This window comes from Shewanella woodyi ATCC 51908, assembly GCF_000019525.1.
GTDB classification, from domain to species: domain Bacteria; phylum Pseudomonadota; class Gammaproteobacteria; order Enterobacterales; family Shewanellaceae; genus Shewanella; species Shewanella woodyi.
On record NC_010506.1, the window covers coordinates 739,986 to 762,717 of the forward strand.

14 protein-coding genes and 1 pseudogene are annotated in these 22,732 nt (G+C 42.5%); 10 read left to right on the plus strand and 5 right to left on the minus strand.

Annotation, left to right across the window (positions count from 1 at the left end; translation table 11 throughout):
• Window positions 1-45: 45 nt before the first annotated feature.
• The 4 genes from ubiB to SWOO_RS02735 all read right to left on the minus strand — a co-directional run bounded on the left by ubiB (window position 46) and on the right by SWOO_RS02735 (window position 4,400).
• Window positions 46-1,695 carry a ubiquinone biosynthesis regulatory protein kinase UbiB gene (gene ubiB, locus SWOO_RS02720; protein WP_012323170.1) on the minus strand — a complete coding sequence of 550 codons (1,650 nt, stop codon included), beginning with the start codon at window positions 1,693-1,695 and terminating at the stop codon, window positions 46-48.
• A complete protein-coding gene (locus SWOO_RS02725) occupies window positions 1,692-2,315 on the minus strand; it encodes a ubiquinone biosynthesis accessory factor UbiJ (protein ID WP_012323171.1) in 624 nt (207 codons plus the stop codon). Before SWOO_RS02725 ends, ubiB begins: the two co-directional genes overlap by 4 nt.
• Before the next feature lie 11 nt (window positions 2,316-2,326).
• Complete coding sequence (gene ubiE, locus SWOO_RS02730) at window positions 2,327-3,082, minus strand: bifunctional demethylmenaquinone methyltransferase/2-methoxy-6-polyprenyl-1,4-benzoquinol methylase UbiE (RefSeq protein WP_012323172.1); 756 nt, start codon at window positions 3,080-3,082, stop codon at window positions 2,327-2,329.
• 283 nt (window positions 3,083-3,365) lie between these two features.
• Window positions 3,366-4,400 (minus strand): formimidoylglutamase, encoded by a 1,035-nt coding sequence (locus tag SWOO_RS02735; RefSeq protein ID WP_012323173.1) that lies wholly within the window; start codon window positions 4,398-4,400, stop codon window positions 3,366-3,368.
• A 155-nt stretch (window positions 4,401-4,555) separates the two neighbouring features.
• Here SWOO_RS02735 and SWOO_RS02740 point away from each other — a divergent pair, with 155 nt between their 5' ends.
• A complete protein-coding gene (locus SWOO_RS02740; RefSeq protein WP_012323174.1) occupies window positions 4,556-6,460 on the plus strand; it encodes an alpha/beta hydrolase family protein in 1,905 nt (634 codons plus the stop codon).
• 105 nt (window positions 6,461-6,565) lie between these two features.
• On the opposite strand, the gene rraA is transcribed toward SWOO_RS02740, so the two are convergent.
• A complete protein-coding gene (gene rraA, locus SWOO_RS02745; protein WP_012323175.1) occupies window positions 6,566-7,051 on the minus strand; it encodes a ribonuclease E activity regulator RraA in 486 nt (161 codons plus the stop codon).
• 325 nt (window positions 7,052-7,376) lie between these two features.
• Here rraA and SWOO_RS02750 point away from each other — a divergent pair, with 325 nt between their 5' ends.
• The 9 genes and pseudogenes from SWOO_RS02750 to SWOO_RS02785 all read left to right on the plus strand — a co-directional run bounded on the left by SWOO_RS02750 (window position 7,377) and on the right by SWOO_RS02785 (window position 22,725).
• Complete coding sequence (locus SWOO_RS02750; RefSeq protein ID WP_012323176.1) at window positions 7,377-7,625, plus strand: YgjV family protein; 249 nt, start codon at window positions 7,377-7,379, stop codon at window positions 7,623-7,625.
• A gap of 108 nt (window positions 7,626-7,733) precedes the next feature.
• Window positions 7,734-8,297: a phosphatase PAP2 family protein gene (locus tag SWOO_RS02755; RefSeq protein ID WP_012323177.1), complete on the plus strand. Its 564-nt coding sequence runs from the start codon at window positions 7,734-7,736 to the stop codon at window positions 8,295-8,297.
• A gap of 24 nt (window positions 8,298-8,321) precedes the next feature.
• On the plus strand, window positions 8,322-9,374 hold the full coding sequence (locus SWOO_RS02760) for an MJ1255/VC2487 family glycosyltransferase (protein ID WP_012323178.1): 1,053 nt from the start codon (window positions 8,322-8,324) through the stop codon (window positions 9,372-9,374).
• Window positions 9,375-9,802: 428 nt separating this feature from the next.
• Window positions 9,803-9,937, plus strand: a pseudogene (locus SWOO_RS25770) (transposase); the annotation flags it as partial.
• A gap of 206 nt (window positions 9,938-10,143) precedes the next feature.
• A complete protein-coding gene (locus SWOO_RS02765) occupies window positions 10,144-11,064 on the plus strand; it encodes a hypothetical protein (RefSeq protein ID WP_012323179.1) in 921 nt (306 codons plus the stop codon).
• Between the two features lie 124 nt (window positions 11,065-11,188).
• Window positions 11,189-11,770 (plus strand): hypothetical protein, encoded by a 582-nt coding sequence (locus SWOO_RS02770; protein WP_012323180.1) that lies wholly within the window; start codon window positions 11,189-11,191, stop codon window positions 11,768-11,770.
• Window positions 11,771-12,634: 864 nt separating this feature from the next.
• Window positions 12,635-15,805 carry an HD domain-containing phosphohydrolase gene (locus SWOO_RS02775; protein WP_012323181.1) on the plus strand — a complete coding sequence of 1,057 codons (3,171 nt, stop codon included), beginning with the start codon at window positions 12,635-12,637 and terminating at the stop codon, window positions 15,803-15,805.
• A 312-nt stretch (window positions 15,806-16,117) separates the two neighbouring features.
• A complete protein-coding gene (locus SWOO_RS02780; RefSeq protein ID WP_012323182.1) occupies window positions 16,118-19,285 on the plus strand; it encodes an HD domain-containing phosphohydrolase in 3,168 nt (1,055 codons plus the stop codon).
• Between the two features lie 218 nt (window positions 19,286-19,503).
• The gene (locus tag SWOO_RS02785; RefSeq protein WP_012323183.1) at window positions 19,504-22,725 is read left to right on the plus strand and encodes an HD domain-containing phosphohydrolase; all 3,222 of its coding nucleotides are present in this window, start codon (window positions 19,504-19,506) and stop codon (window positions 22,723-22,725) included.
• The last annotated feature ends 7 nt before the right edge of the window (window positions 22,726-22,732 follow it).

Genomic DNA, 22,732 nt, shown 5'->3' on the forward strand with positions numbered 1-22,732 from the left:
ATATGTCTATAGTTCTATTATGAACTTATGGTTTATTAGTGCTAGCTAAAATTTGCGTTTTTTTGGTCTAGATCGCCATCCTAGAAGCCAGAGTACAACTCCTACAGTGATACTGCCATAGGAGGCCCATAGTGTAGCGTTTTGATTAAACAAAATCGTGCCGCAGATCACTAAAACCGCTGATGTGATTAAAAGGTAGTTACTTTTATGGGCTTTCTGCTGCTGTTTTAGGTAGCGATCCAGCATCTGGTTCTGAGATTTGACGAAGTTTCTGCCCATTTTCAGATTATCGTAAACCAGCTCTGGCAGTTCAGGCAGCTTATCAGCCCAATAGGGGAACTCTTTTTTGATCTTACTTGCCATCCCTTTAGGGCCAACTTGCTCTGACATCCACTTTTCAAGGAAAGGCTTGGCTGTTTGCCACAGGTCCAGTTGCGGATAGAGCTGTCGGCCTAGCCCTTCGATATAGAGTAAGGTTTTTTCTAAGAGCACAAGTTGGGGCTGAACAACCATGTCGAAACGTCTTGCTGTGCGGAACAGCTCGAGGAGAACATGGCCGAATGAGATCTCATCCAGTGGTTTATTGAACATAGGCTCACAAACCACTTTGACTGCCTGCTCAAATGCCGCGATATCGGTATCTGGTGATACCCAGCCTGACTCGATATAGAGTTGGGCTATTCTGTGATAGTCACGATTAAAGAAGGCGAGGAAATTCTCCGCTAGGTAGCGCTTATCCTCTTCGGTTAGTGTGCCCATGATGCCGCAGTCTAGACCGATATAATAGGGGTCTTCTGGGTGCTCTCGGCTGACAAATATATTGCCTGGGTGCATATCCGCGTGAAAAAAGTTATCCCTGAAGACTTGAGTGAAAAAGAGTTCGACCCCTCTCTCTGCCAATACCTTGAGGTTAGTGCCTTGGGCTTTTAAAGCTGCCATATCAGACACTGGAATACCTTCGATCCGCTCCATTACGATCAAACGTGTAAAGCAGAGCTCTTCATACATATAGGGAATGTACAAAGAGCCAGAGTCTAAAAAGTTATTTCTTAATTTGACGGCATTAAGCGCCTCAAGTTTAAGGTTGAGCTCACCCTCAATGGTGGTGCGGTAATCTTCAACCACTTCCGCGGGACGCAGGCGATTGCCATGACCAAGTACTGTTTCCAGAAAATTGGCCGCCTGAGACATCAAATGCAAATCAGCGTCTACCTGAGCCTCAACATTCGGTCTTAACACCTTTAGTACTACTGCTTTGCCGTTGGACTTTAGCGTGGCGGTATGAACCTGAGAAATAGAAGCAGAAGCTAAGGGAGTATTGTCAAAATCATCGAAATAGGTGTCGATTGAAGTACCAAGCTCAAGTTCGATCATCTCTCTGGCAATGGATGAATCGAAGGGGGGAACTCTATCTTGCAACATTGCCAGTTCTTCAGCCCACTCATCATCGAGTAGATCCCGCCTGGTAGAGAGCATCTGGCCAAACTTAATATAGACTGGGCCCAGCTCCTGCATGACAAGCTTTAACCGCTCACCACCAACTTTATCTTTATGCTGGTTGCGCAGCCAAAAAAAGGTGCAGCGTAGCAGTCTGAAGTACCATGGCTTAACCTTTGAGGGAATTAATTCATCTAGACCGTAATGAAGGGCCGTCTTGATAACTTGATAAGCACGCCTGATGCTGGTGACTGTCATGTGTTAGTTTTTGCTCTACTTTGTAGGTTATTAATACGTTTCTCTATGGCGTCGATATCGGCCACCAGATCATCGATTCTATCACCTAAGTAGACAAATTCTATCGCATGGGGCGCCAATTTATACTCTTCGGTGGTTAATTGACCGACATGGCTTCGGCTCTGGCGAAATATATGTGTGATATCATTTTTTGCCTGCTCGATGCCTGTTATCAGCATATGTGTCGGGGCATCGCCTATATATTTTGACAGAGGTTCTGCAAAGTCGAATTCAACTTTTTGCAGGAAGTGACTAAAGGTTTGCAGCAGATTTAGATCGCCCTCTAAGCTTAACTTATCTTGCTTAATAAGCTCAGTGAGGTTCGCACCTTCGGTTAACTGATAAAGAGTAGTGATGTCAGCATTCACCTTAGTGGTGACTTCTCCCTCATATTTGCCTAAGACCTGTATCTCTTTGGCAAATATAAGGTAGATAGGCCAGCTAAGCTGGCTTAATTGGATACAGAGCACTTTTCCATGAAGTGAACGCAGCTTTGCGTATTCATCGGGAGATTGGGCGATAACTTGCTTTAAAGCCGTTTCCAGAGCTGCACTGAGAAGCAAAGCGAATTCACGTTTCATGGTTGTTCCAATTAGAATTTGTAGCCCTTATGTAGCGCAACAATACCGTCGGTCATGTTGGTGTATTCGACCTGTTCAAAGCCAGCATCGACCATCATACCTTTTAGGGTCTCTTGATCTGGATGCATTCTGATTGACTCAGCTAAATACTCATAACTTTCAGCATCCTGAGTGATTAATGCGCCCATCTTTGGCATCACTTTAAAGCTGTAAAGGTCGTACACTTTACGCATCACATCATGCTTAGGCTTTGAAAACTCAAGGACTAATAACTTTCCACCTGGCTTGAGTACACGCAGCATAGAGCGGATAGCCGCATCTTTATCTGTGACGTTACGTAGTCCAAAGGCGATAGTAATAATATCGAAATGGTTATCTGGAAAAGGTAGGGCTTCGGCATTAGCCTGAACATAGTTCACATTACCAACGATCCCTTTGTCTCTTAACTTCTCACGGCCAACCTTCAGCATGGAGTCATTAATATCGGCAAGGGTGACCTGACCTTTATCTCCAACAATATGTGAAAATTTAGCGGTAAGATCGCCTGTTCCGCCAGCAAGATCCAGTACCTTCATGCCAGGACGAGCGCCTGCACTTTCGATAGTGAAACGCTTCCACATGCGGTGGATACCAAAGGACATGACATCGTTCATGATGTCATATTTGGCTGCGACAGAATGAAAAACACCAGCAACCATGTCGGCCTTTTGATCGCTTTCAACTGTTTTGTAACCGAAATGGGTACTGTTTGGTGTGCCCTCTGACATCTATGTCTTCCTATTGATTAAAATATTATTTATGAGTTTAAATCATTCAATCAAGCTGCAATATAACTCATCAACCACATTGTGAGCTAGGTGAGCTATCTGCATCTGGATTTGTCGAAAATGTGTGCTAGCGCAGAGTTTCGCAAAACAGACTGGGCATTATTCTGCTAAGAGATTCAGCCAGTGAGGTATTATACCCAAACTACTTTAATAAGCGAGTTTCAGAGTTTGCTTAATTATCCACCATTGGAAGCAGAACAAGCTCCAATGGTGGCATTGAGTGCTATTGTGATTGGCCTCGTCCCTGAATATAAGCGTAGATAAGCTCGCTGATACTCTGTCCGGTTTCGCGATAACCAGCTTGAAGCCCGGCCACATGACAACTAGGGGCAGCTTCGGCCAGATGAAGGTATGCACAGGGAGTATGTCTGGCAACTGTGTAGACATAGTGTAGCGCGTCCAGTAGTGGGATCCCCGCTGCTGTTGATGCACTGCTTGGCATATTCGTAATGGCATCAAGATCGAGCTCCAGTGCCACTGGCAGCTGACTATTATTGAGTTTAGTGACTATCTCCTCTAGCGCCGATGCTAAGCTCACTTCGCGGCGTATCCAGGTAGACTGAAGTGTATGCCATCCTCCACCAAAGCTACTGAGCTGGTCTAAGGTTTCTTCACTATTTTTTAGCTCATGCATGCCAAGTACGTGGTAGTAACCTAGTGCCTCACTCGCTGCTGCGTAACTAAAGCCGTTACCACTATGGCGTCCTTCTCGGGGGCGAAAATCACTGTGGGGATCTAAGTTTACCGCTGCTACTTTCTTGTTATGGCTCTGCTTTGCGGCCATCAAAAGTCCGTATGCATTATTATGGCCACCACCAATGACAATAGGTTCAAGCCCTGCTTGCATGACTTGCTCTGCTATCTCTATGACTCGGGTATCCAGTTGCTCTACATTTGCTCTGAGTGATTGGGTGGCAGCTTCTTCACTAAGCTGAAGGTCGTCGGTTTTTATCTGGCCTAACACTAAACAGCTTTTGCCGTCGAAGAAGCGGTTTGACTGTAGATTTAGGAATTGAGCCATCGCAGCCTCAAATGCGTCGGTTGCGCCACCGCGACCTAAATTGGCACGAGGACCGATATCTTCCCCAATACCAAAGATGGCAAATCTAGCGCCTTTAAGCTTCGCCTTGGCTAGCGTCTCTTTTAAGACAGCGTTTTCATCGTGGGTCAATACTGTTTGAGCCAACTTGGTTTCGCCCTCTCTGGCGGTGACGAGTTGTCGGCAATGTTGCGAGGTAAAAGGGAGCAGGTATTGCATATTGGTCTAGTTCTTATTTTTGATGCCTATGCCCTATATTGTGGCTTAATGTGGGAATTGAAGGCAATGAAAGAATCTTAAGGTTAAGGAGTAGTACAAAAGCGTTAGCATTATGTTATTTTATCATTTTTGTAATAATTGTAATTGAGGCAAGGATGAGCCGAATATTTATCGCTTTATTGTTGATTTTATCTAGTGCTGCTGTTCACGCTGAACAGCTCCCAGTTGAAGCGTTTGGTCTGTTACCACAATCTGAACAGGTAAAGCTGTCACCAGATGGGGATAAACTGTCTTTCATTATCCACAATCAGGGTAACACCTATATTGGTGTTAAAGATTTTAAAGCTGATGCAACTAAGTACGTAGTGAGTACGGATAACCAAGAGTTTAAAATAGGCTGGTATAGGTGGGCTAATAATGAACTTTTACTTGTTAGTGCAGATTATCCCGTAAAGCAAAGAGGGATAAAATACACAGAAACTCGACTTCTTAAAGTGCATGCTGATGGTAGTGGTAAACTGAAAACCGTTATGAAACCGAAAAAGAGGGAGCTAAACCCTCAGTTTCAAAATGGCATTATCGATCTGCTGCCCGATGAACCCGATTATATTTTAATGGGACTTGCACTGAAAGTCGCAAATCGTCCTGATGTTTATAAGATTAATTTAAACTCTGAACGAAAGCGCAAGCTTTTACAAAGAAGTCGTTCAGACATTCACAGTTGGCTAACCGACCAACAGCATAGAGTCAGGCTAGGTTATGGCCGGGATGAGACCAAAATATTTTATCGTCTCTATGATTTAGCAACTGATGAATGGCGTAACATTTGGGAGTATGAGATCTTTGATGCGCCTGATATTACGCCGTTAGGGTTTGGCCTAAATCCATCCGAACTCTATATTCGAGCGATACATAATGACAGGTATGCCATCTTTAAGGTTGATGTTACCGATAAGAAACTGACAAAAACCTTAGTCTATGCCGATGAACATTATGATATCGAAGGTTCATTAATCTACTCACGTAAAACCAAGGATGTGATCGGGGTTTATCATGGTGAAGCCAACAACGCTAAGGTCTACTTTGATCCTGCTTATGAGCGCTTTCAAAAGTCGTTAAACAAGGCGATTCCCGATGCCTATAATAATATCGTCAGTGTGAGTGATGACGAAAATATGTATGTGTTATATACCAGTAACCCGCAGACTCCAGGTGCTTACTATTTAGGAGATAGAAAAGCGAAAACATTAGAGTTCATTATTGATGAATATCCTTTTCTACTCCAAAAAAACTTATCTGATAAAAGAAAAGTCAGCTATCAAGCTCGTGATGGTTTAAGCATTGAGGCCTATGTGACCCCGCCCTATGAAGGTGTAGAGTCTAAAAAGGCGGCACTAGTTATCCCCCATGGGGGCCCAATGGTACGAAACTATGGCGGTTTCGATTGGTTCTCTCAATTTTTTGCCAGCCGTGGTTATACCGTGATTGAGCCTAACTTTCGCGGCTCATCAGGGTATGGTTTTGAGTTTGAGATGGCCTCGATTCAAAAGTGGGGCGGAGCGATGCAGGATGACCTTGCCGATGCCGCTAAATGGCTGACTAAGAACTATCCAGTAGATAAAAATAAGGTATGTATTCTTGGCGCCAGTTATGGAGGTTATGCGGCGATGATGGCTGCGGTGAAACAGCAAGATGTTTTTCGTTGTGCAGCCAGTTTTGCAGGGGTATCGGATCTTGAGTATATCGTGCGAAAAGCAAAACGATTTACTAACTATAAGGTGGTGAAGAAACAGATAGGTGATGATTCAGATATGTTAGAGCAAAAGTCACCGGTTAACTTCGCTAAAGAGATCAATATCCCACTGCTGCTCATTCACGGCGATAAAGACAGGGTTGTCGATGTTTACCATAGCCGTGAGATGTTTGAGGAGCTTGAAGATCTGGGTAAAGTAGTTGAATACATCGAACTTGAAAATGGCAACCACTATCTGGAGATCGAGAAGAATAGACTCAAGACTTTAAATGCGTTTGATAAGTTTCTGACTCAGCATCTTAACTAGGTTCAAGCTTATATTGGTTGGTATTACTCACTTGATAATGTAATCAGATTAAAAAAGGACGAATAGTTTCGTCCTTTTTTATTTTTAGAGTGTGACTATCGATAATTAGTCGATATCTAAAGGTTCTGGAGAGAGAATGATGCCTGTGTTGTCAGCATAAACATGATCAAGTGGTAAGAAAGTCACACCACCAAAATTGACTGGGATCTCCAGTTCACCAACTGAGTTACTGTCAGCGCCCACAGGGATAGAAGCCATGGCCTGAATACCGATATCAAGATCTTCAAGGGCATCGACATCTCTAACTGAGCCGTAGACGATTATCCCTTCCCAGTTATTATCCACAGCAACTTGAGCGATAGATGCATCGATAAGGGCACGTCTCAGTGAACCACCGCCATCAACGAGTAAGACTCTACCTTCCCCATCATTTTGCAACGCTTCAATTATGAGGCCGTTATCTTCAAAACATTTTATCGTGCTGATCGAGCCACCAAAAGAGTTACAACCACCGTAATTGCTGAACATGGGTTCGACAACATCAACGACATCGATGTAAGTGTCACATAGTTCTGAGGTGTTGTATTCCATAGTCATACTCCTGAAATCAATAATGTGCCAGTTAGGGATAGGCGTTGTTGCTAGTATATAAGGCTTTCTTAAAAAGAAAAGTGTTATCAATCACGCAATTGGCGATAGTATATCTTGTTAACAATAATGTTGTTTAATTCCTTCATTAACGGGGCTAATGTACTAAAAGTATGATGCAAGTCATCAAATAACGTATTTTTATTACATTTTGTGGGTCGATTTGTTAGCATGTGGGTAGAATTTGATTACTTAACTTTAACTTGCTTTAGGGGCACGGACCCCCCAATTCGCTTATGGATGGCAGAGGGCCTTAAGAAGGTACCTTATGGACACTGCAAATACGATTGAAATCATTGGTTATTCTGCATCAGTGATGGTTGCGATCTCATTGATGATGAAAGACATCATCTGGCTTAGATGCCTCAACTTTACCGGCTGTACTCTGTTTGTTATCTATGGTGTTTACATCTCAGCTTGGCCCGTGGCAGGCATGAATGCCTTTGTCGCCTGCATCAATATCTACCACTTAATTAAACTCTACCGAGAAAAATCTCAGCAGTCCGCGACTGCCTAATGTCCCTGACACTTAGCGTGTCATAAAAACTTAGGCTAGTTGTCACTTAGCCGTAACGGCACCTTCTTAGGCTCTGAATCAGCATACTGGCTGGTAAGGAGCCTTTTTATGTTTACAAAGCTAGTCAAATTGGACAGACGCTTATTTAACTATCTCTTCGCACAGTCTGAAGCGAGAAAGTTAGGCGTGCTTGCAAGGCGGCTCTCCAGAACGGGAGATGGGCCGCTCTATCTGTTCTTGGTTTTTATAGTGATGATCAGCCACGCTAAAGGTGAGATGCTGTTTTACCTTGCGCTTGCAGGTTTCACTGTTGAACTTCCCCTCTACCTTATTCTGAAAAACACCATAAAACGTACTCGGCCCTGTCACCTTGAACTTTCGAGTTGTGATAGTGGTTACTCACCGCTAACTGATAAGCATTTAATGGCGTTAAAGCGTTTTGAGCCCTCAGATAAATTCAGTTTACCCTCAGGCCATACTGCGGGGGCTTTCGTTATGGCCACCTCTGTTGCCTTTATCTATCCACAATGGGGCTACCTTGTTTATCTATGGGCGTTGCTTGTGGGGGGATCTCGAATTGCGCTGGGCGTGCACTATCCGCTGGACATATTGGCAGGAGCTGCACTGGGGACTGGTTCTGTATTCGCTATTCTATCGATAGGCTTTGATTAGATTTCAATATTTTAAGGAGAAGATATGAAGATACTCTATGGCGTCCAAGGAACGGGCAATGGCCATTTAAGTCGTGCTAGGGTGATGGCGAAATCGTTGTGTAAGCACGGTGTTGATGTGGATTTCTTTTTCTCAGGCCGCTCCCCTGAACAGTTTTTTGATATGCAGTGTTTTGGGAAATATCAAGTTGAGAGTGGCCTGACATTTGCCACGCATCATGGGCGAGTCAATATTGCACAAACCGCTTGGAGCAATTCAGTGCCGTCGCTGATCAATGATATCCAATCACTGGATTTGAGTGGCTATGATCTTGTTTTAAATGATTTTGAACCCGTTTCAGCCTGGGCAGCAAAGAGACAGGGCGTGACCTCAATAGGAGTGAGTCATCAGGTCGCGTTAAAATATGATGTGCCTAAAGTCGGGGCGAACTGGTTTAATGAAACCTTGCTTAACTACTTTGCTCCCGTCGATATCGCTCTTGGCTGTCATTGGCATCATTTCGGTTTTCCTATCTTGCCCCCCTTTGTTGAAGTTGAACCAGTGGTCTCAGTTAATCCCCACGATATTTTAGTTTATCTTCCCTTTGAAGATCCCGATGCCATTGTGAACTTCCTTGCACCATTTAAGGAGTTCAAATTCTATGTCTATCACTCAGGCAAACCTCTGCTCAGAACCCCAGAACATATTAAATGGTCTGGTTTTAATCGAGATGAGTTTAAGCGCAGGCTATCACTGTGTAGTGGTGTGATAGGCTGTGCGGGGTTTGAACTAGCAAGTGAAGCGTTAACCTTAGGCAAGCGGTTACTGGTTAAGCCACTTGTGGGTCAGTTTGAGCAGCTCTCCAACGTTGCAGCTCTAGAGTTGTTAGGGGCTGCAGATACCATGCTGACACTCGACGGTAAACAGCTGCAACGCTGGCTAAAATCGGCACCACCTCAACCCATCTTGTACCCACAAGTGGGGGATGAGTTGGTGAAATGGTTACTGTCAGACGACTGGCATACAGGAGATAAACTGTGTTGCCAGTTATGGGATAAGGTGGAGTTGCCCATGAGTTGGCGTAAGAAAAACCCATAATTTGGGGGACTTTTGTTGAGTTTGGTTTGGCTCTCTAATGGTTGTTTTCAGCCTTCGAATGAAGGCTGATTACATTTCTATGTGCTAACTTTTGACTGAATTGGTATTGGGTTAGGTTGTTGAAGGTCATACCTTCATTGGTATCTATCGCTTTCCAGCGGGGAATGTGCAAGTAATCTCTCGGAACGCTGTAAACCCATCCTTGGACGCTCTGCGATTTCATCCTTGAAATCGAAGTCCTCGAGCTCACTTACACCTGATCATTTATCTCTTCGATTTGGCTTTACTTTGTAGAAGGCCGCAACTGGTTTTCCCCTTTATGCATTAGCTTCAACAATTCGTCTGATACAGCACTAAACCCTTTGTAATAGCTTTCTTATCGGTTGGATAAGGTAAGTGTTTCTATTTAGCGACAACGTCTTAATTAACCAGTGTTTGGCAATATTACGATGAATAAAAGTATGACCAAACTGACCTTACGAGGTAAAACTAAGGTTAATGCACAATGGCAAATGTACTGCTTAGTCCATAATATCGAGAAACTGCAAAGTAGGATGCATTAAGGGTAGGTAGCCTTTTTGCCATCAAACAGCCCCATAAATGCCACTGAGGCTAACCTAAACTGAAATCTCCGCTAAAAGCCCATCAAAGAATAAAGCCAAGTGAAAAATGGAATAGCCATAGAAACTTCGATACTGTCCTTGTATGGTGTTAAAAATCAGTCAAGAACGAGTAATTTTACAAGCTCGTTAAGTGTTAAAGGTAATAAGTGAAGTATGTATTAAAAATTTCCTCGCATTTAGGTATCGACTTAATAGAGTCATCTGAGGACGAGTTGAATGAAGTAAAAGATGCCAAAAGCAACATTTTGGAATCGGTGACACTAGAAGAGAAGCTAGATCTTGCGTTAACAAACTACAAAGAATTTGAAATGTTTATCGCTTCCATCTCGATCGATTACAAAATGTTCAAAGGAGGCGATTGGCAAGGTGGTATGCAGAAAAGAAGAGAGCTGGCCCGATTGTTTTCAAACCTGCTGTCATCCACAAGGTTATATATAGATCACCTGATGCATCATGTCTCCAGAATATATGGCAAAGAAAGTGATAACTATAAATTGATCAAGGAGCATGTCTCTCAGCACTATGATGAATCTTTAAGCTATCGGCTATTAGAGACAATTAGAAACCATGTACAGCATGCAGGACTACCTATTAGTTTTAAGTCAATGTCAACTTGGAATGTAGAACGCACTCACATGGTTACAATTGTCACTCCAACGCTGATGATTGAAGAGTTGCGACAAAATAAACGGTTTAAAAAATCCGTTCTAGTTGAAATTGAGTCATTGACTAAATCTCCTGACTTAAAGCCTCACATAAGGAACTACATTGGCAGGCTTACCCAAATTAACGGTTTCGTTCGAGAACTTTTAAACAGTGATTACCAGAGGTGGTCGGAGTTAGTTTTAAATTGCATTGAAAAAGGTGAGCGATTGCATTTAAAAGCATCAGGAAGTATTCATACCGCCTTGTATTGCGAATCAGATAACTATGAGGTTCTAGAAAAGATCGAGTTATTCCGAGATTTTCTCGAGCTACGTGAGTACTTTTGCCAACACAACATGGTACTAGATGACTTTGAAAGCAGATATGTATCTACTTTGCCAATCGATGAACTACGCACCTAAAAATGCCATGAACGGAATGTTTACTCGTGGCGCATTTTTCAAAGAAACACTGTGATTTAGGTGTTTCAATCAGTTTGGGCTAGTAAACGCCCGTTATGCTAACGTTAGCTTTTAGGTACATGGTATGGATGGAGTTATAAAACTAATTATTAGTTTCTTAGGTGGTGGTGTAATTGCGGGCTTAATAAGCTGGGCAAGAATTGCCCGATCTGAAAGAGAAAATAGAAAAACTGAGCATATTAAAGCTCAAGTAAATAACCTATATGGTCCTCTTTATTTTTTTACATCTCAAAATGTTCAGTTACTTGAACTTAATCGAAATTTAATGAGTGCATATAATGATGAGTATGTTGACCAAAATTGGGCATTAGCTCCTGAAACACAAAAAAGTATTAATGAAGAAACATCGACAACAATTGATATTGCAAACACCTATGTAAAAAACATAATTGCTAACAACCAGAAAATAGTGGAATTATTGCAAAATAATTCTGAATATATAGATCCAGAAGATAATGATGTTTTTCATAAAGTTGTGATTGATAATATTAGAGATATGGTTGAAAAAGAAGAAAGTGGAAAATTAAGGACACCATTTATGGTGTATAAAAGTGTTGGCGATATCTTCTTTGTAAGACAAGAGTTTAATGAACTTGTGATAAATAAATTTCTAAGCAAAAATAATGAGCTTAAGAAATATCATTGAAGCTTAAAGCTAACAAATATGGATAGGCTTGTTCAACACTTGTCCTTATCCCGAGTGTTGAACAAGCCCGATTGATACCTTTATATAGTAAATAGCAGATCGAGAGTTTGGTCTGCTTGAATGATGAGTTTGTCATTTGTTTTCACCAGAAAATATCTAGCTCATAGCAAAGCAGCCAATTAGATAAGTCCTGCTATATCAGTGTATTGAGGTTAAGGGGGGCGGAGCGAATTAGCTCCTTAAAACAACTTAAGATACTTTTTCTAATCAATATCAGCTTAATTCGACTCAATGCACTAACGCATTTCTGTCCAAAAATGCGCTATAACCAATAAGTTCAATCGAAGAGATAAACAATCAAGTGTGAACGCGGCTGTGACCTTCCGTGACATGGATGTCACGGCAGAGCCCACAGGGATTGTGCTTGCGGCGCGTCACAGAAGTGTTTACACATTCAGCGAGCCGCAGGCTATAGATTAGATATGAAGTCATGGTTGATCATAAGCCAACCAAAGACCAAATGAACCCAATCAAAAAGATATTTGAAACTTGTTATCCGACAAGTCATTCAACTGGATGGAGATTGTATAGAATTCATTCTTTAACCATAGAAAAAGTAGGAAATATCGTAAGTTAGCGCTTTGTTTAGCTCTATTTTACAATTAAAAGGTTCTGGTTAGATTTTTATATTATAACCGTCCGTACCTGTCTTTATAATTCCCTTTACACTACATCTACATAGGTGTTAATCACCTATTTTATATGCGGGATTAGTTATTTAGACTTCTCTTTAATTCGTTGACTCAATGTGTTTTTTTTATAGACTGGTCGGTCTGAAAGGAGTGGTTATCATAGGGAGATAGGATGTTTTCTGTAGAGGGATACGAGCATAAACGGGTCTCCATACGGTTTACTGTCGTGAGTATTTTTATATTTGCGACTGTATTAACCGCCGTGATAGCCATAGGGTTGCAGTACTATTTTAGTCAGTCTATGGCAACTGACTCAGCCTTAAAACATTATGATCTAAATGCCGATCATACTAGCAAATACCTCTCTCAAGTCGATACACAAGCTGTCAATATCACCAAGTTGCTCTCAGGTTCAGATCTATTAATTGAAGCCGAGCATTTTAATCAAAAGTCTTTACAGACTTTTGCCGAGCTGATGCGGATTAATCCACTCTACTTTTCGATTAACTTAGCCCTGCCAAATGGCGACTTCTACCAGTTAGTCAATCTCAATGCTTACCCTACTATTCGGGATCAACTATTGGCAACGCCCGATGATCGATGGGTACTGCTGTTGGTAACAGGAGTGGGGGATAAAAGGTTCAGAAAAGTCAGTTATCTTGATGATAAATTTAATGAAAGGGTTAACCGGGAAGAGCTGACTGACTTTGATCCAAGGCAGAGGCCTTGGTACATTTATGCTGGTAGGGGTAGGGTCTCCAGAACTCAGCCCTATCTGTTTGATTTTAGTCAGTTACCAGGTCAAACCTACTCCATAGCATTGGCCGACTCTGGCTCTGACTTTGAGGCTGTTTTGGCTGTGGATATTACCCTCTCTACGCTGTCTAAATACTTAAACGTGATTGGCCGAAGTACCAGCGGAGGCTTTGAAAGCGAGGTCTATCTCTATCAACCTAGCGGTGAATTAATCGCCTCTAATCGGCAGCAATCAACTCAGGTTGAGCTCCCTAAATCTGTACCGCTTGGGCTCACTCAGGAGCAATACTCTTTTATTGAAAGCTTACCTGTACTTAGGGTCTCAAATGAGACTGATTGGCCACCAATCGACTTTGCCATCTCCGGCGAGCCTTTAGGCTATGGAGTCGATGTTATGCAGCTGATCGCTCAGATGACAGGTCTGAAGTTTACTTATGTGAATGGCTTTAGCTGGCAGGGGTTATTGAGCGCCTTTAAGACGGGAAAGATAGAGCTACTGCAGTCAATAATAAAGACTGAAAATAATAGTGAGCTAGGTAATTTTAGTGAACCATTTTTAACTTTGCCTTATACCTTAGCAAGTTTAGAGGGGGCACCTAAGGTAAGTGCGCTCACCGCCCTAAAAGGCGAAAGAGTCGCGGTGTCGACAGGCTGGTCGATCATTCCATTTCTTCAGCGTCATTTTCCGAGTATCGAGTTAGTCGAGTATCCATCGAGCTATGAGTCTCTGCTCGCAGTTAAGCGTGGTGAAGTGATGGGAACACTGGATATCGGGGTTAACCTGCATTACACAGTGCAGCGATTCTTTATTCAGGGCATAAGCTTTCACGATGAACTCTCCTTTTCACCTCAAAAGGTTCCTGATGGACTGACTATTCTGGCAAAAAATAAGCGACTAATTGAAATCATTAACCTCGCATTAGCCAATATCACTCCAGAGCAGAAAGAGGCTTTAAGGCTAAAGTGGATAGATAGAACTTCTCCTCAACAGCCAATGAAGACCATGGGGGTGGTTCCTTATCAAGATTTGATAGAGATAGGAGAGCAGAGTGAACTTCATCAAACGCTGCAGAAGCGCCTCATTAATGGCGTTGAGCAGTTTATCTATGTGACCTCCTTTGCACAGGGGTTATCTATGTTTGCGATTGTGGTTCCTAGTGAGGCGATATTGGCCACGAGTACTGATAAGGTGCTGACCTCTATATTAATAACCGCTGTTTGCATGTTGATGGTTCTGCCTATCTCTTGGCTGTTTTCAAACCCAATTATCAAGCCTATCAATCTTTTATGTCGTGAAAATGTCAAGGTAAAGCATCGCCACTATGACTCAATCAGTAAGGTAGAGACTCATATTAAAGAGCTCGATGAACTTGCCGATTCTATGCTTGAGATGGCCTCTGCCATTAAAGCCTATGAAGAGTCTCAAAAAGCGTTAATGGAGGCGATTATTCGGTTAATTGCTCAAGCGATCGATGATAAGTCTCCCTATACGGCTGGGCACTGTAATCGTGTGCCTGAACTCGGTTTGATGTTAGCAACTGCAGCCCATAAAGCGCAGAGTGGTCCCTTTAAAGCGTTTAGTTTTAAGAGTGAGGATGAGTATCGAGAGTTTAGGTTAGCTGCTTGGTTACATGACTGCGGCAAGATCACCACCCCAGAGCACATTGTCGACAAGGGGACTAAGCTTGAGGTCAATTATAACCGTATCCATGAGATCCGCATGCGATTTGAGGTGCTATGGCGAGATGCTGAGATTAAGTATCTTAAGTTATTAGCCGAGTCTCCTGAGAGTGAAGAAGCCCTGCTTGCTCAGTTGAAAGCACAGCATGAACAACTAAAGCAAGATTTTGAATTTATTGCTAACGCCAATATTGGTGGAGAGTTTATGGAGGACGCTGATATTGAGCGGTTAATTCAGTTGGCTGAAATTAGCTGGCTTAGATACTTCGATGACAGGCTAGGTTTGTCTCCCGTAGAGGAGGGGCATCTAGGAGAGATGCCATCTTCACTGCCTGCTACTGAACAGCTGTTAAGCGATAAAGCTGAGCATCTTATCTCCCGTATATCGCCTGTGAGTTTTGATCCTCAATTTGGGATTAATATTCAGGTGCCTGAGCTGCAATATAACCGAGGAGAGCTCTATAACCTCTCTATCTCTAGGGGGACCTTAACCGCGGAAGATAGGTATAAGATCAATGAGCATGTGATTACCACTATCAAGATGCTGGAGAGCTTACCATTTCCACCTGAGCTGGCCCGAGTGCCCAGATATGCATCGACTCACCATGAAACCTTAATTGGGACAGGGTACCCTAGAAAGCTCATCGGCGATGAGCTCTCAGTCCCTGAGCGTATTCTGGTGATTGCGGATATATTTGAGGCATTAACCGCAGGAGACAGGCCCTATAAAAAAGCGAAACCTGTCAGTGTTGCTGTGGATATTCTCCATAAGATGGCGTTAGAGCAGCATCTGGATATTGAACTGTTTAAGCTATTTCTCTCTTCAGGGATCTACCTTGAGTATGCCAACAAGTTTCTTGACCCCTCTCAAATCGATGAGGTGGATATTAGCCGATACTTGGATTGAGTATTGTTTTTGACTGAGTGGTATATTTGGAAATATTAACAACATTGATCTTTAAAACATTAGATGATGTTGTTATTTCGATTCTATCTTTTACTTTATTTCATCAACATCAAAACCCCTGTTTTTTCACGTTGAAAAGTTCTGAAAAATCGTGAAATCAATCAATAAATAACCCTTAGGATACATTGGTATGGGTTATATCCCTATCTATTAAGTGTGAATCTGGATTTTTATACTTATCTGCTCGTTGACTTGAGTCGCTTGATTTATAAACTGGTTAACTTTCAGTCGCTGAAATTATAGGGAAATAAGATGTTTTTTGCTGAGGGGAATGAACGCAGACGGATCACAATACGTTTTACTGTGGTGAGCATTTTTATCCTTGCCACCGTGTTAACGTCCGCTATTGCCATTAGTCTTCAATATTACTTTAGCCAGTCCATGGCAACTGAATCAGCACTTAAGCATTTTGATCGTGATGCAAAACATATGAGTAAGTATTTGTCTCAACTGGATACTGAAGCTGCCAATATTACTAAGCTTCTTTCAGGTTTAGATCAGCTAGTCGAAGATGACCACTTTAATCGTAAAGCGCTATATACGTTTGCTGAACTTATGCGGAGCAACCCTATTTACTTTGGGGTTAATGTCGGCTTACCTAACGGAGATTTCTATCAGTTAATTAACCTTGAGGCTTTTCCTTCCTCGAGAGTTAAGTCTTTTTCAATCCCCTCCGATCGATGGCTATTTTCATTTGTAACGGGTACTGGTGATAACAGGATAAGGCAGTTTAAGTACCTAAATGATGACCTACAGGAGCGAATAAGTAGAGATGAAGTGACGGTTTATGACCCAAGGGTTAGGCCATGGTTTGTTAATGCGCAGTTTGGTAATGTTTCAAGAACTCAACCTTACTTATTCGATTCAATTCAATCCCCTGGTAAAACCTACTCAATTAAACTGCCCGATCACTCAGGTGCTGTTTTAGGAATGGACATCACCCTAGATACTTTCTCTAAGTACCTCAGTACGGTTGGCCAAAATATTAGCGGTGGGTCAGCAAATAAAGTGTATGTGTATAAGCCTTCTGGTGACATTATCGCCTCTAATCAGGAAAAGTCTGATCAGCTTAAGATCCCTGAATCGACACGACTGGAACTTCCCCCCAATTTACGTGATTTTGTTGATAACTTATCGGAATTGAGGGTCTCGAACCAGACCAATTGGCCACCGATAGATTTTGCAATATCAGGTCAGCCTTACGGTTACGTGGTTGATTTGATGAAGCTAATCTCTCAGATGACTGGCTTAGATTTTTCTTATGTAAATGGTTTGAATTGGAAAGGGCTGGTTGATGCTTACAAAACGGGCAAGATAGAGGTGTTGCAGTCTATCATCATGAAAGATGAAAATCGTCATCTAGGTGTGTTTAGCGAACCGTTTCTTTCTTTGTCCTATTCGGTGGTGACGCTAGAAAAAGTGCAGCCTATTACAAATATTTTGGAGCTTAAAGGGCATAAGGTTGCGGTACCTGTGGACTGGTTGTTCATTGAGCAAATCAAACAACACTTTCCAGATATAGAGTTTGTTGAATATGCGTCCACTCATGAATGTTTTCAGGCTGTTATACGAGAGGAAGTACTGGCTACATTAGATACAGGAATTAATTTACGCTATACAGCACGACAGTTTTTTATTGAGGAGCTTAGGTTCCATGATAGCTTATCTTTTTTTCCTTACATTGTTCCTACCGAGCTGAGAATTTTAGCTAAGAATAAGCGACTAATCGAAACAATCAACTTGGCATTAGCCAATATCACACCTGAGCAGAAAGATGCATTAAAGCTGAAATGGATAGATAGCAGTTCACTTGGCCAGCCGACGAAAACAATGGGAGTGGTTCCTTATAAGGCCTTAATTGATATTGGGTCAGACAGTAAGAAGCATAATAAACTACATAAGCTGATGCTCAATGGCATCGAGCAGTTCGTGTATGTTACCGAATTTGCAAGTGGTCATTCGATGCTTGGGATTGTTGTGCCCAGCAATATTATTTTGGCTCCTAGTAGGCATAAGGTATTGACCTCAATCTTTATTACTGCAGTGTGCATGCTGACGTTTTTACCCGTAGCTTGGATATTTTCAAATCCTATCATCAAACCTATCAACTTGTTATGCCGTGAAAATGTGAAGATAAAGCATCGAGATTATGACTCTGTGATTAAAGTGGGTACCTGTATAAAAGAGTTGGACGAACTCTCAGACTCCATGTTGGAGATGGCTGAAGCCCACAAGGAGTATGAAGAGTCTCAAAAGGCGTTAATTGAGGCGATAATTCGACTAATTGCACAGGCAGTGGATGATAAATCTCCCTATACAGCTGGGCACTGCAATCGTGTTCCTGAGCTTGGGTTAATGTTAGCAGATGCCGCGCATAAAGCGCAGAGCGGTCCTTTTGCAACGTTCAGTTTTAAGAATGAAGATGAGCACAGAGAGTTTAGAATCGCTGCTTGGCTGCATGATTGTGGCAAAATCACCACGCCTGAGCATATTGTGGATAAGGGAACCAAACTTGAAGCGAACTACAATCGTATCCATGAGATCCGCATGCGATTTGAGGTATTGTGGCGCGACGCAGAGATTGTGTACTTAACCTTGTTAGCACAATCACCAGCAAATGAATCAGTTTTACGGGAGCAATTAAACGAGAAGCATGAACAATTTAGGCAAGATTTTGAGTTCATTGCTAATGCCAATATTGGTGGAGAGTTTATGAGCCAAGAAGATAAGGATCGTTTAGGCTTACTTGCTAATGTGACCTGGGAGCGTCATTTTGACGATAGACTTGGGTTGTCACCTTTCGAAGAACTTCGCTTTAATGAAGTAAAGACGGGAGCTAGTTATCCAGTCATCGAAAAGCTATTAGGAGATAAGCCTGAACATATTTTCAAACGCCTCAACAAGGTAGAGTTTGATCCTAAGTTTGGTATTAAGATGGAGATCCCAGAGCATCAATACAATCTCGGTGAGCTTTATAACTTGTCGGTATCTAGAGGCACGTTAACTGCGGAAGATAGGTATAAGATTAATGAGCACATCATTAGTACCATAAAAATGTTGGATAGTTTGCCTTTCCCTCCAGAGCTTGCTCGAGTTCCCAGATATGCATCAACTCACCATGAAACCTTGATTGGAACTGGCTACCCTAGAAAGCTCACTGGTGAAGAGCTGTCTATACCGGAGAGGGTTTTAGTCATTGCTGATATTTTTGAGGCGTTAACCGCAGCAGATCGACCCTATAAAAAGGCGAAGCCAGTCAGTGTTGCTGTGGATATTCTCCATAAGATGGCACTTGACGAACATCTAGATATTGAACTGTTTAAGCTTTTTCTCTCTTCAGGGATCTACCTTGAGTATGCCAACAAGTTTCTTGACCCCTCTCAAATCGATGAGGTGGATATTAGCCGATACTTGGATTGAGTACTGTTAGTATTGAAAGCGTAAAAGATGGATTTTTGGTCTTTACTTAGATGATGATCTCGCTATAGAGCTCTAGGTTAGTGCATTGTGTTTGATTGTTTGTAATTACTGTATTGTTATGATTTTATTGGAGATTACCCCTCTCACTCCCTGTTAACTTGTTATGTAACTGTTATAATATGCAGCTTTCAGGGATTGAATCATAGAGCAGGGATACTATGGGCGTCGAGACTAAGGTCAGCAATAAACGTTTTACCATTCGTTTCACTGTGGTGGGGATCTTTATTTTAGCCACTATTGTGACAGCTTCCATCGCCATAGGTTTGCAGTATTACTTTAGTAATACTATGGCCACAGAATCCGCCGTTAAGCTCTATAATCTCACGGCTAAAAACACCAGTAGTTATCTCACCCAAGTCGACAATCGAGCCACGAATACAACACAGTTACTCTCAAACTTTGATGATCTTGTGACTGATGGGGCTTTTAACCCCGAAGCGCAGCAAGCTTTTGCTGAAGTGATGCGAACTAACTCTTTGTTTTATGCCATCTACATCGGCATGCCCAATGGCGATTTTTATGAGTTAATTAACCTAGATGCCCATCCAATAATCAGGTCCCAGCTCAATGCATCTCATTTAGATCGTTGGGTGATCATTACAATAAGTGGGGAAGGGGAGCTGCGCCAACGAGATCAATCCTATCTCGATGAACAGTTTAACTTGCGTGTGACCCACAGCGAGCACAGTGAATACGATGCGAGTGTCAGGCCTTGGTTTGTTGGTGCTAATACTGAATCAGTCTCGAAAACAGAGCCCTATCTATTCCAGCATCTGCAATCACCGGGTCAAACCTATTCCATAAAGTTGGCAGAATCTGGTGCTGTGCTCGCCTTAGATATCGCATTGTCGACTCTGTCTGATTTTCTGGTTATGCAGGGGGAGGACGAGAGGGAAGCCGGTATCCATGAGAAGATCTACCTCTATAAAGAGAGCGGCGAACTGATTGCATCAAACCAGATACAGAAACGTGGCGTTGAGATCCCAGAGTCCAGAGAGCTAAAACTGAGCAGTAAACAAAGAGATCTAGTTGCAGCAACTCAACCTCTTTTAGTCTCCAATGAAACCGATTGGGCCCCCATCGATTTTGCCATCTCTGGTATGCCGCAAGGGTACAGTATCGATCTGCTTAATCTGATCTCAGAGATGACTGGGCTTCGTCTACGCTATATCAATGGCTTTAGTTGGAGCGAGTTAACGCAAAACTATAAAGCCCATGAGCTAGATATGTTGCACTCAGTGCTAAAAACCGATGAGACTCGTTTACTTGGTGAGTTTAGTGCCCCTTTTCTTGAGCTGCCTTTTGCACTTGTCACTCTGCCAGGTATCGCGCCAATTACTCACATTGAGCAGCTAAATGGTAAACAGTTGGCGATACCCGTTGGCTGGTCGATTATAGAGGTTATTAGAAAAAACTATCCCCAGATAGAGATTATTGAGATGGCTTCGACCTATGCAATACTGCACGCGGTTGAGGAGGGAGAGGTGTTTGCTGCGCTAGATAGCAGCATCATATTGCACTACACGGCGAATCAGTTTTTTGTTGAAGCTATTCAGTACCATGAACAGCTGGACTTCTCTCCTGTAGAGGTCGATACCGGCCTACATATTGTGATGCCGGCTCAAGAGCAAGCTGTGATGGAGGTGATTAATTTGGCTCTTGCTAACATTACACCTGAGCAAACTCTGGCGTTAAGGGCTAAATGGTTTGGAGAGGGAGATAAGAAGACCTTGTCGACACAGGGAACCGTTCCTTTTGAGGCACTGATTGAGTTAGCAGCTTCGCCAAATGAGCAGAAAAGATTAATTCAACGTGAGCTTAATGGGGTTGAAGAGTTTATCTACGTGACACCCATTGGTGGTCGCTCTTCTGGAGAGAAAGAGTATTTAGCGATAGTTGTGCCTAAACAGCAGCTATTAGCGGCAAGCATCGAAAAAGTGCTGCAGTCTATTTTTTTCACCAGTATCTGTTTGTTGTTGATTCTGCCTGTCTCTTGGTTATTTTCATCCCCTATCATTCGCCCCATTAAGCTACTAGCTATTGAAAATGAGAAGATAAAAAATCGTCAGTATGATGAAGTGCGCAATGTCGACTCCAATATCTCAGAGCTGGATGAGTTAGCAACCTCCATGATGGATATGTCTGTCTCGATTAAACAGCATGAGGATAACCAGAAGGCCTTAATGGAGTCATTTATCAAATTAATAGCCCAAGCTATTGATGATAAATCTCCCTATACAGCAGGGCACTGTAACCGTGTACCTGAGCTTGGTTTGATGTTAGTGGAAGCTGCACAGATATCTGAGCTGGCACCCTTTAAGGATTTTAAGTTTAATTCAGAAGATGAGCACAGAGAGTTCAGAATTGCGGCTTGGTTACACGACTGTGGCAAGATCACAACGCCTGAGTATATTGTCGATAAGGGAACTAAGCTTGAGGCGGTTTATAACCGTATTCATGAGGTCAGGATGCGCTTTGAGGTGCTGTGGCGCGACGCAGAGATAGAATACCTTAAGCGAGTATCTTCTGAGGTGAGCTCTTGTGAAAATGGCCCGAACGAGCTTCTTCTTGCCGAGCTTGCTCATAAACGAGAGCAGTTAATTGAGGACTTTGAATTTATCGCTAACGCCAATGTTGGCGGAGAGTTTATGGGCCAAGAGGCAAAAGATCGTCTTGCTCAGCTTGCTAATATCACTTGGGAGCGACATTTCGACGACAGACTCGGTCTCTCGCCTGTTGAAGAGCTTAATCTTAGTACCCAAGAGGGCGAAATAAGTTACCCAGTGACTGAGTCGCTATTAAGTGACAGAGCTGAACATATTATCAAGCGAGTTAATAAAGTGGAGTTTGACCCTAAGTTTGGTATCAAAATGGCTATTCCAGAGCATCAATATAACTTAGGTGAGCTTTATAACCTCTCTATCTCCAGAGGCACTTTGACCGCAGAAGATAGATTTAAGATTAATGAGCATGTGACCAGCACCATTAAGATGTTGGAAAACCTTCCATTCCCACCAGAGCTTGCTCGTGTGCCTCGTTATGCCTCGACCCATCATGAAACCTTAAAAGGGACGGGCTACCCACGAAAGCTAAGCGCAGATGATCTCTCAATACCTGAGCGTATCTTAGTCGTTGCCGATATCTTTGAGGCCTTGACCGCCGCCGATAGGCCCTACAAAAAGGCTAAGCCTCTTAGTGTTGCCATCGATATCTTGCATAAGATGGCATTGGATGAACACTTAGATATGGATATTTTTAGACTGTTTCTCTCAAGTGGGATCTACCTAGACTATGCCCATAAGTTTCTTGATGTTAAACAGATTAATGAAGTTGATGTGGCCAAATATTTAAACCAAGAGCCGATGAAAAAGAGTGCGTAATAGCGAA

Excerpts from the sequence above, each read along its gene's own strand:
- ubiB (WP_012323170.1), bottom strand. The coding sequence starts at position 1,695 with ATGACAGTCACCAGCATCAGGCGTGCTTATCAAGTTATCAAGACGGCC.
- SWOO_RS02725 (WP_012323171.1), bottom strand. The coding sequence starts at position 2,315 with ATGAAACGTGAATTCGCTTTGCTTCTCAGTGCAGCTCTGGAAACGGCT.
- ubiE (WP_012323172.1), bottom strand. The coding sequence starts at position 3,082 with ATGTCAGAGGGCACACCAAACAGTACCCATTTCGGTTACAAAACAGTT.
- SWOO_RS02735 (WP_012323173.1), bottom strand. The coding sequence starts at position 4,400 with ATGCAATACCTGCTCCCTTTTACCTCGCAACATTGCCGACAACTCGTC.
- SWOO_RS02740 (WP_012323174.1), top strand. The coding sequence starts at position 4,556 with ATGAGCCGAATATTTATCGCTTTATTGTTGATTTTATCTAGTGCTGCT.
- rraA (WP_012323175.1), bottom strand. The coding sequence starts at position 7,051 with ATGGAATACAACACCTCAGAACTATGTGACACTTACATCGATGTCGTT.
- SWOO_RS02750 (WP_012323176.1), top strand. The coding sequence starts at position 7,377 with ATGGACACTGCAAATACGATTGAAATCATTGGTTATTCTGCATCAGTG.
- SWOO_RS02755 (WP_012323177.1), top strand. The coding sequence starts at position 7,734 with ATGTTTACAAAGCTAGTCAAATTGGACAGACGCTTATTTAACTATCTC.
- SWOO_RS02760 (WP_012323178.1), top strand. The coding sequence starts at position 8,322 with ATGAAGATACTCTATGGCGTCCAAGGAACGGGCAATGGCCATTTAAGT.
- SWOO_RS02770 (WP_012323180.1), top strand. The coding sequence starts at position 11,189 with ATGGATGGAGTTATAAAACTAATTATTAGTTTCTTAGGTGGTGGTGTA.
- SWOO_RS02775 (WP_012323181.1), top strand. The coding sequence starts at position 12,635 with ATGTTTTCTGTAGAGGGATACGAGCATAAACGGGTCTCCATACGGTTT.
- SWOO_RS02780 (WP_012323182.1), top strand. The coding sequence starts at position 16,118 with ATGTTTTTTGCTGAGGGGAATGAACGCAGACGGATCACAATACGTTTT.
- SWOO_RS02785 (WP_012323183.1), top strand. The coding sequence starts at position 19,504 with ATGGGCGTCGAGACTAAGGTCAGCAATAAACGTTTTACCATTCGTTTC.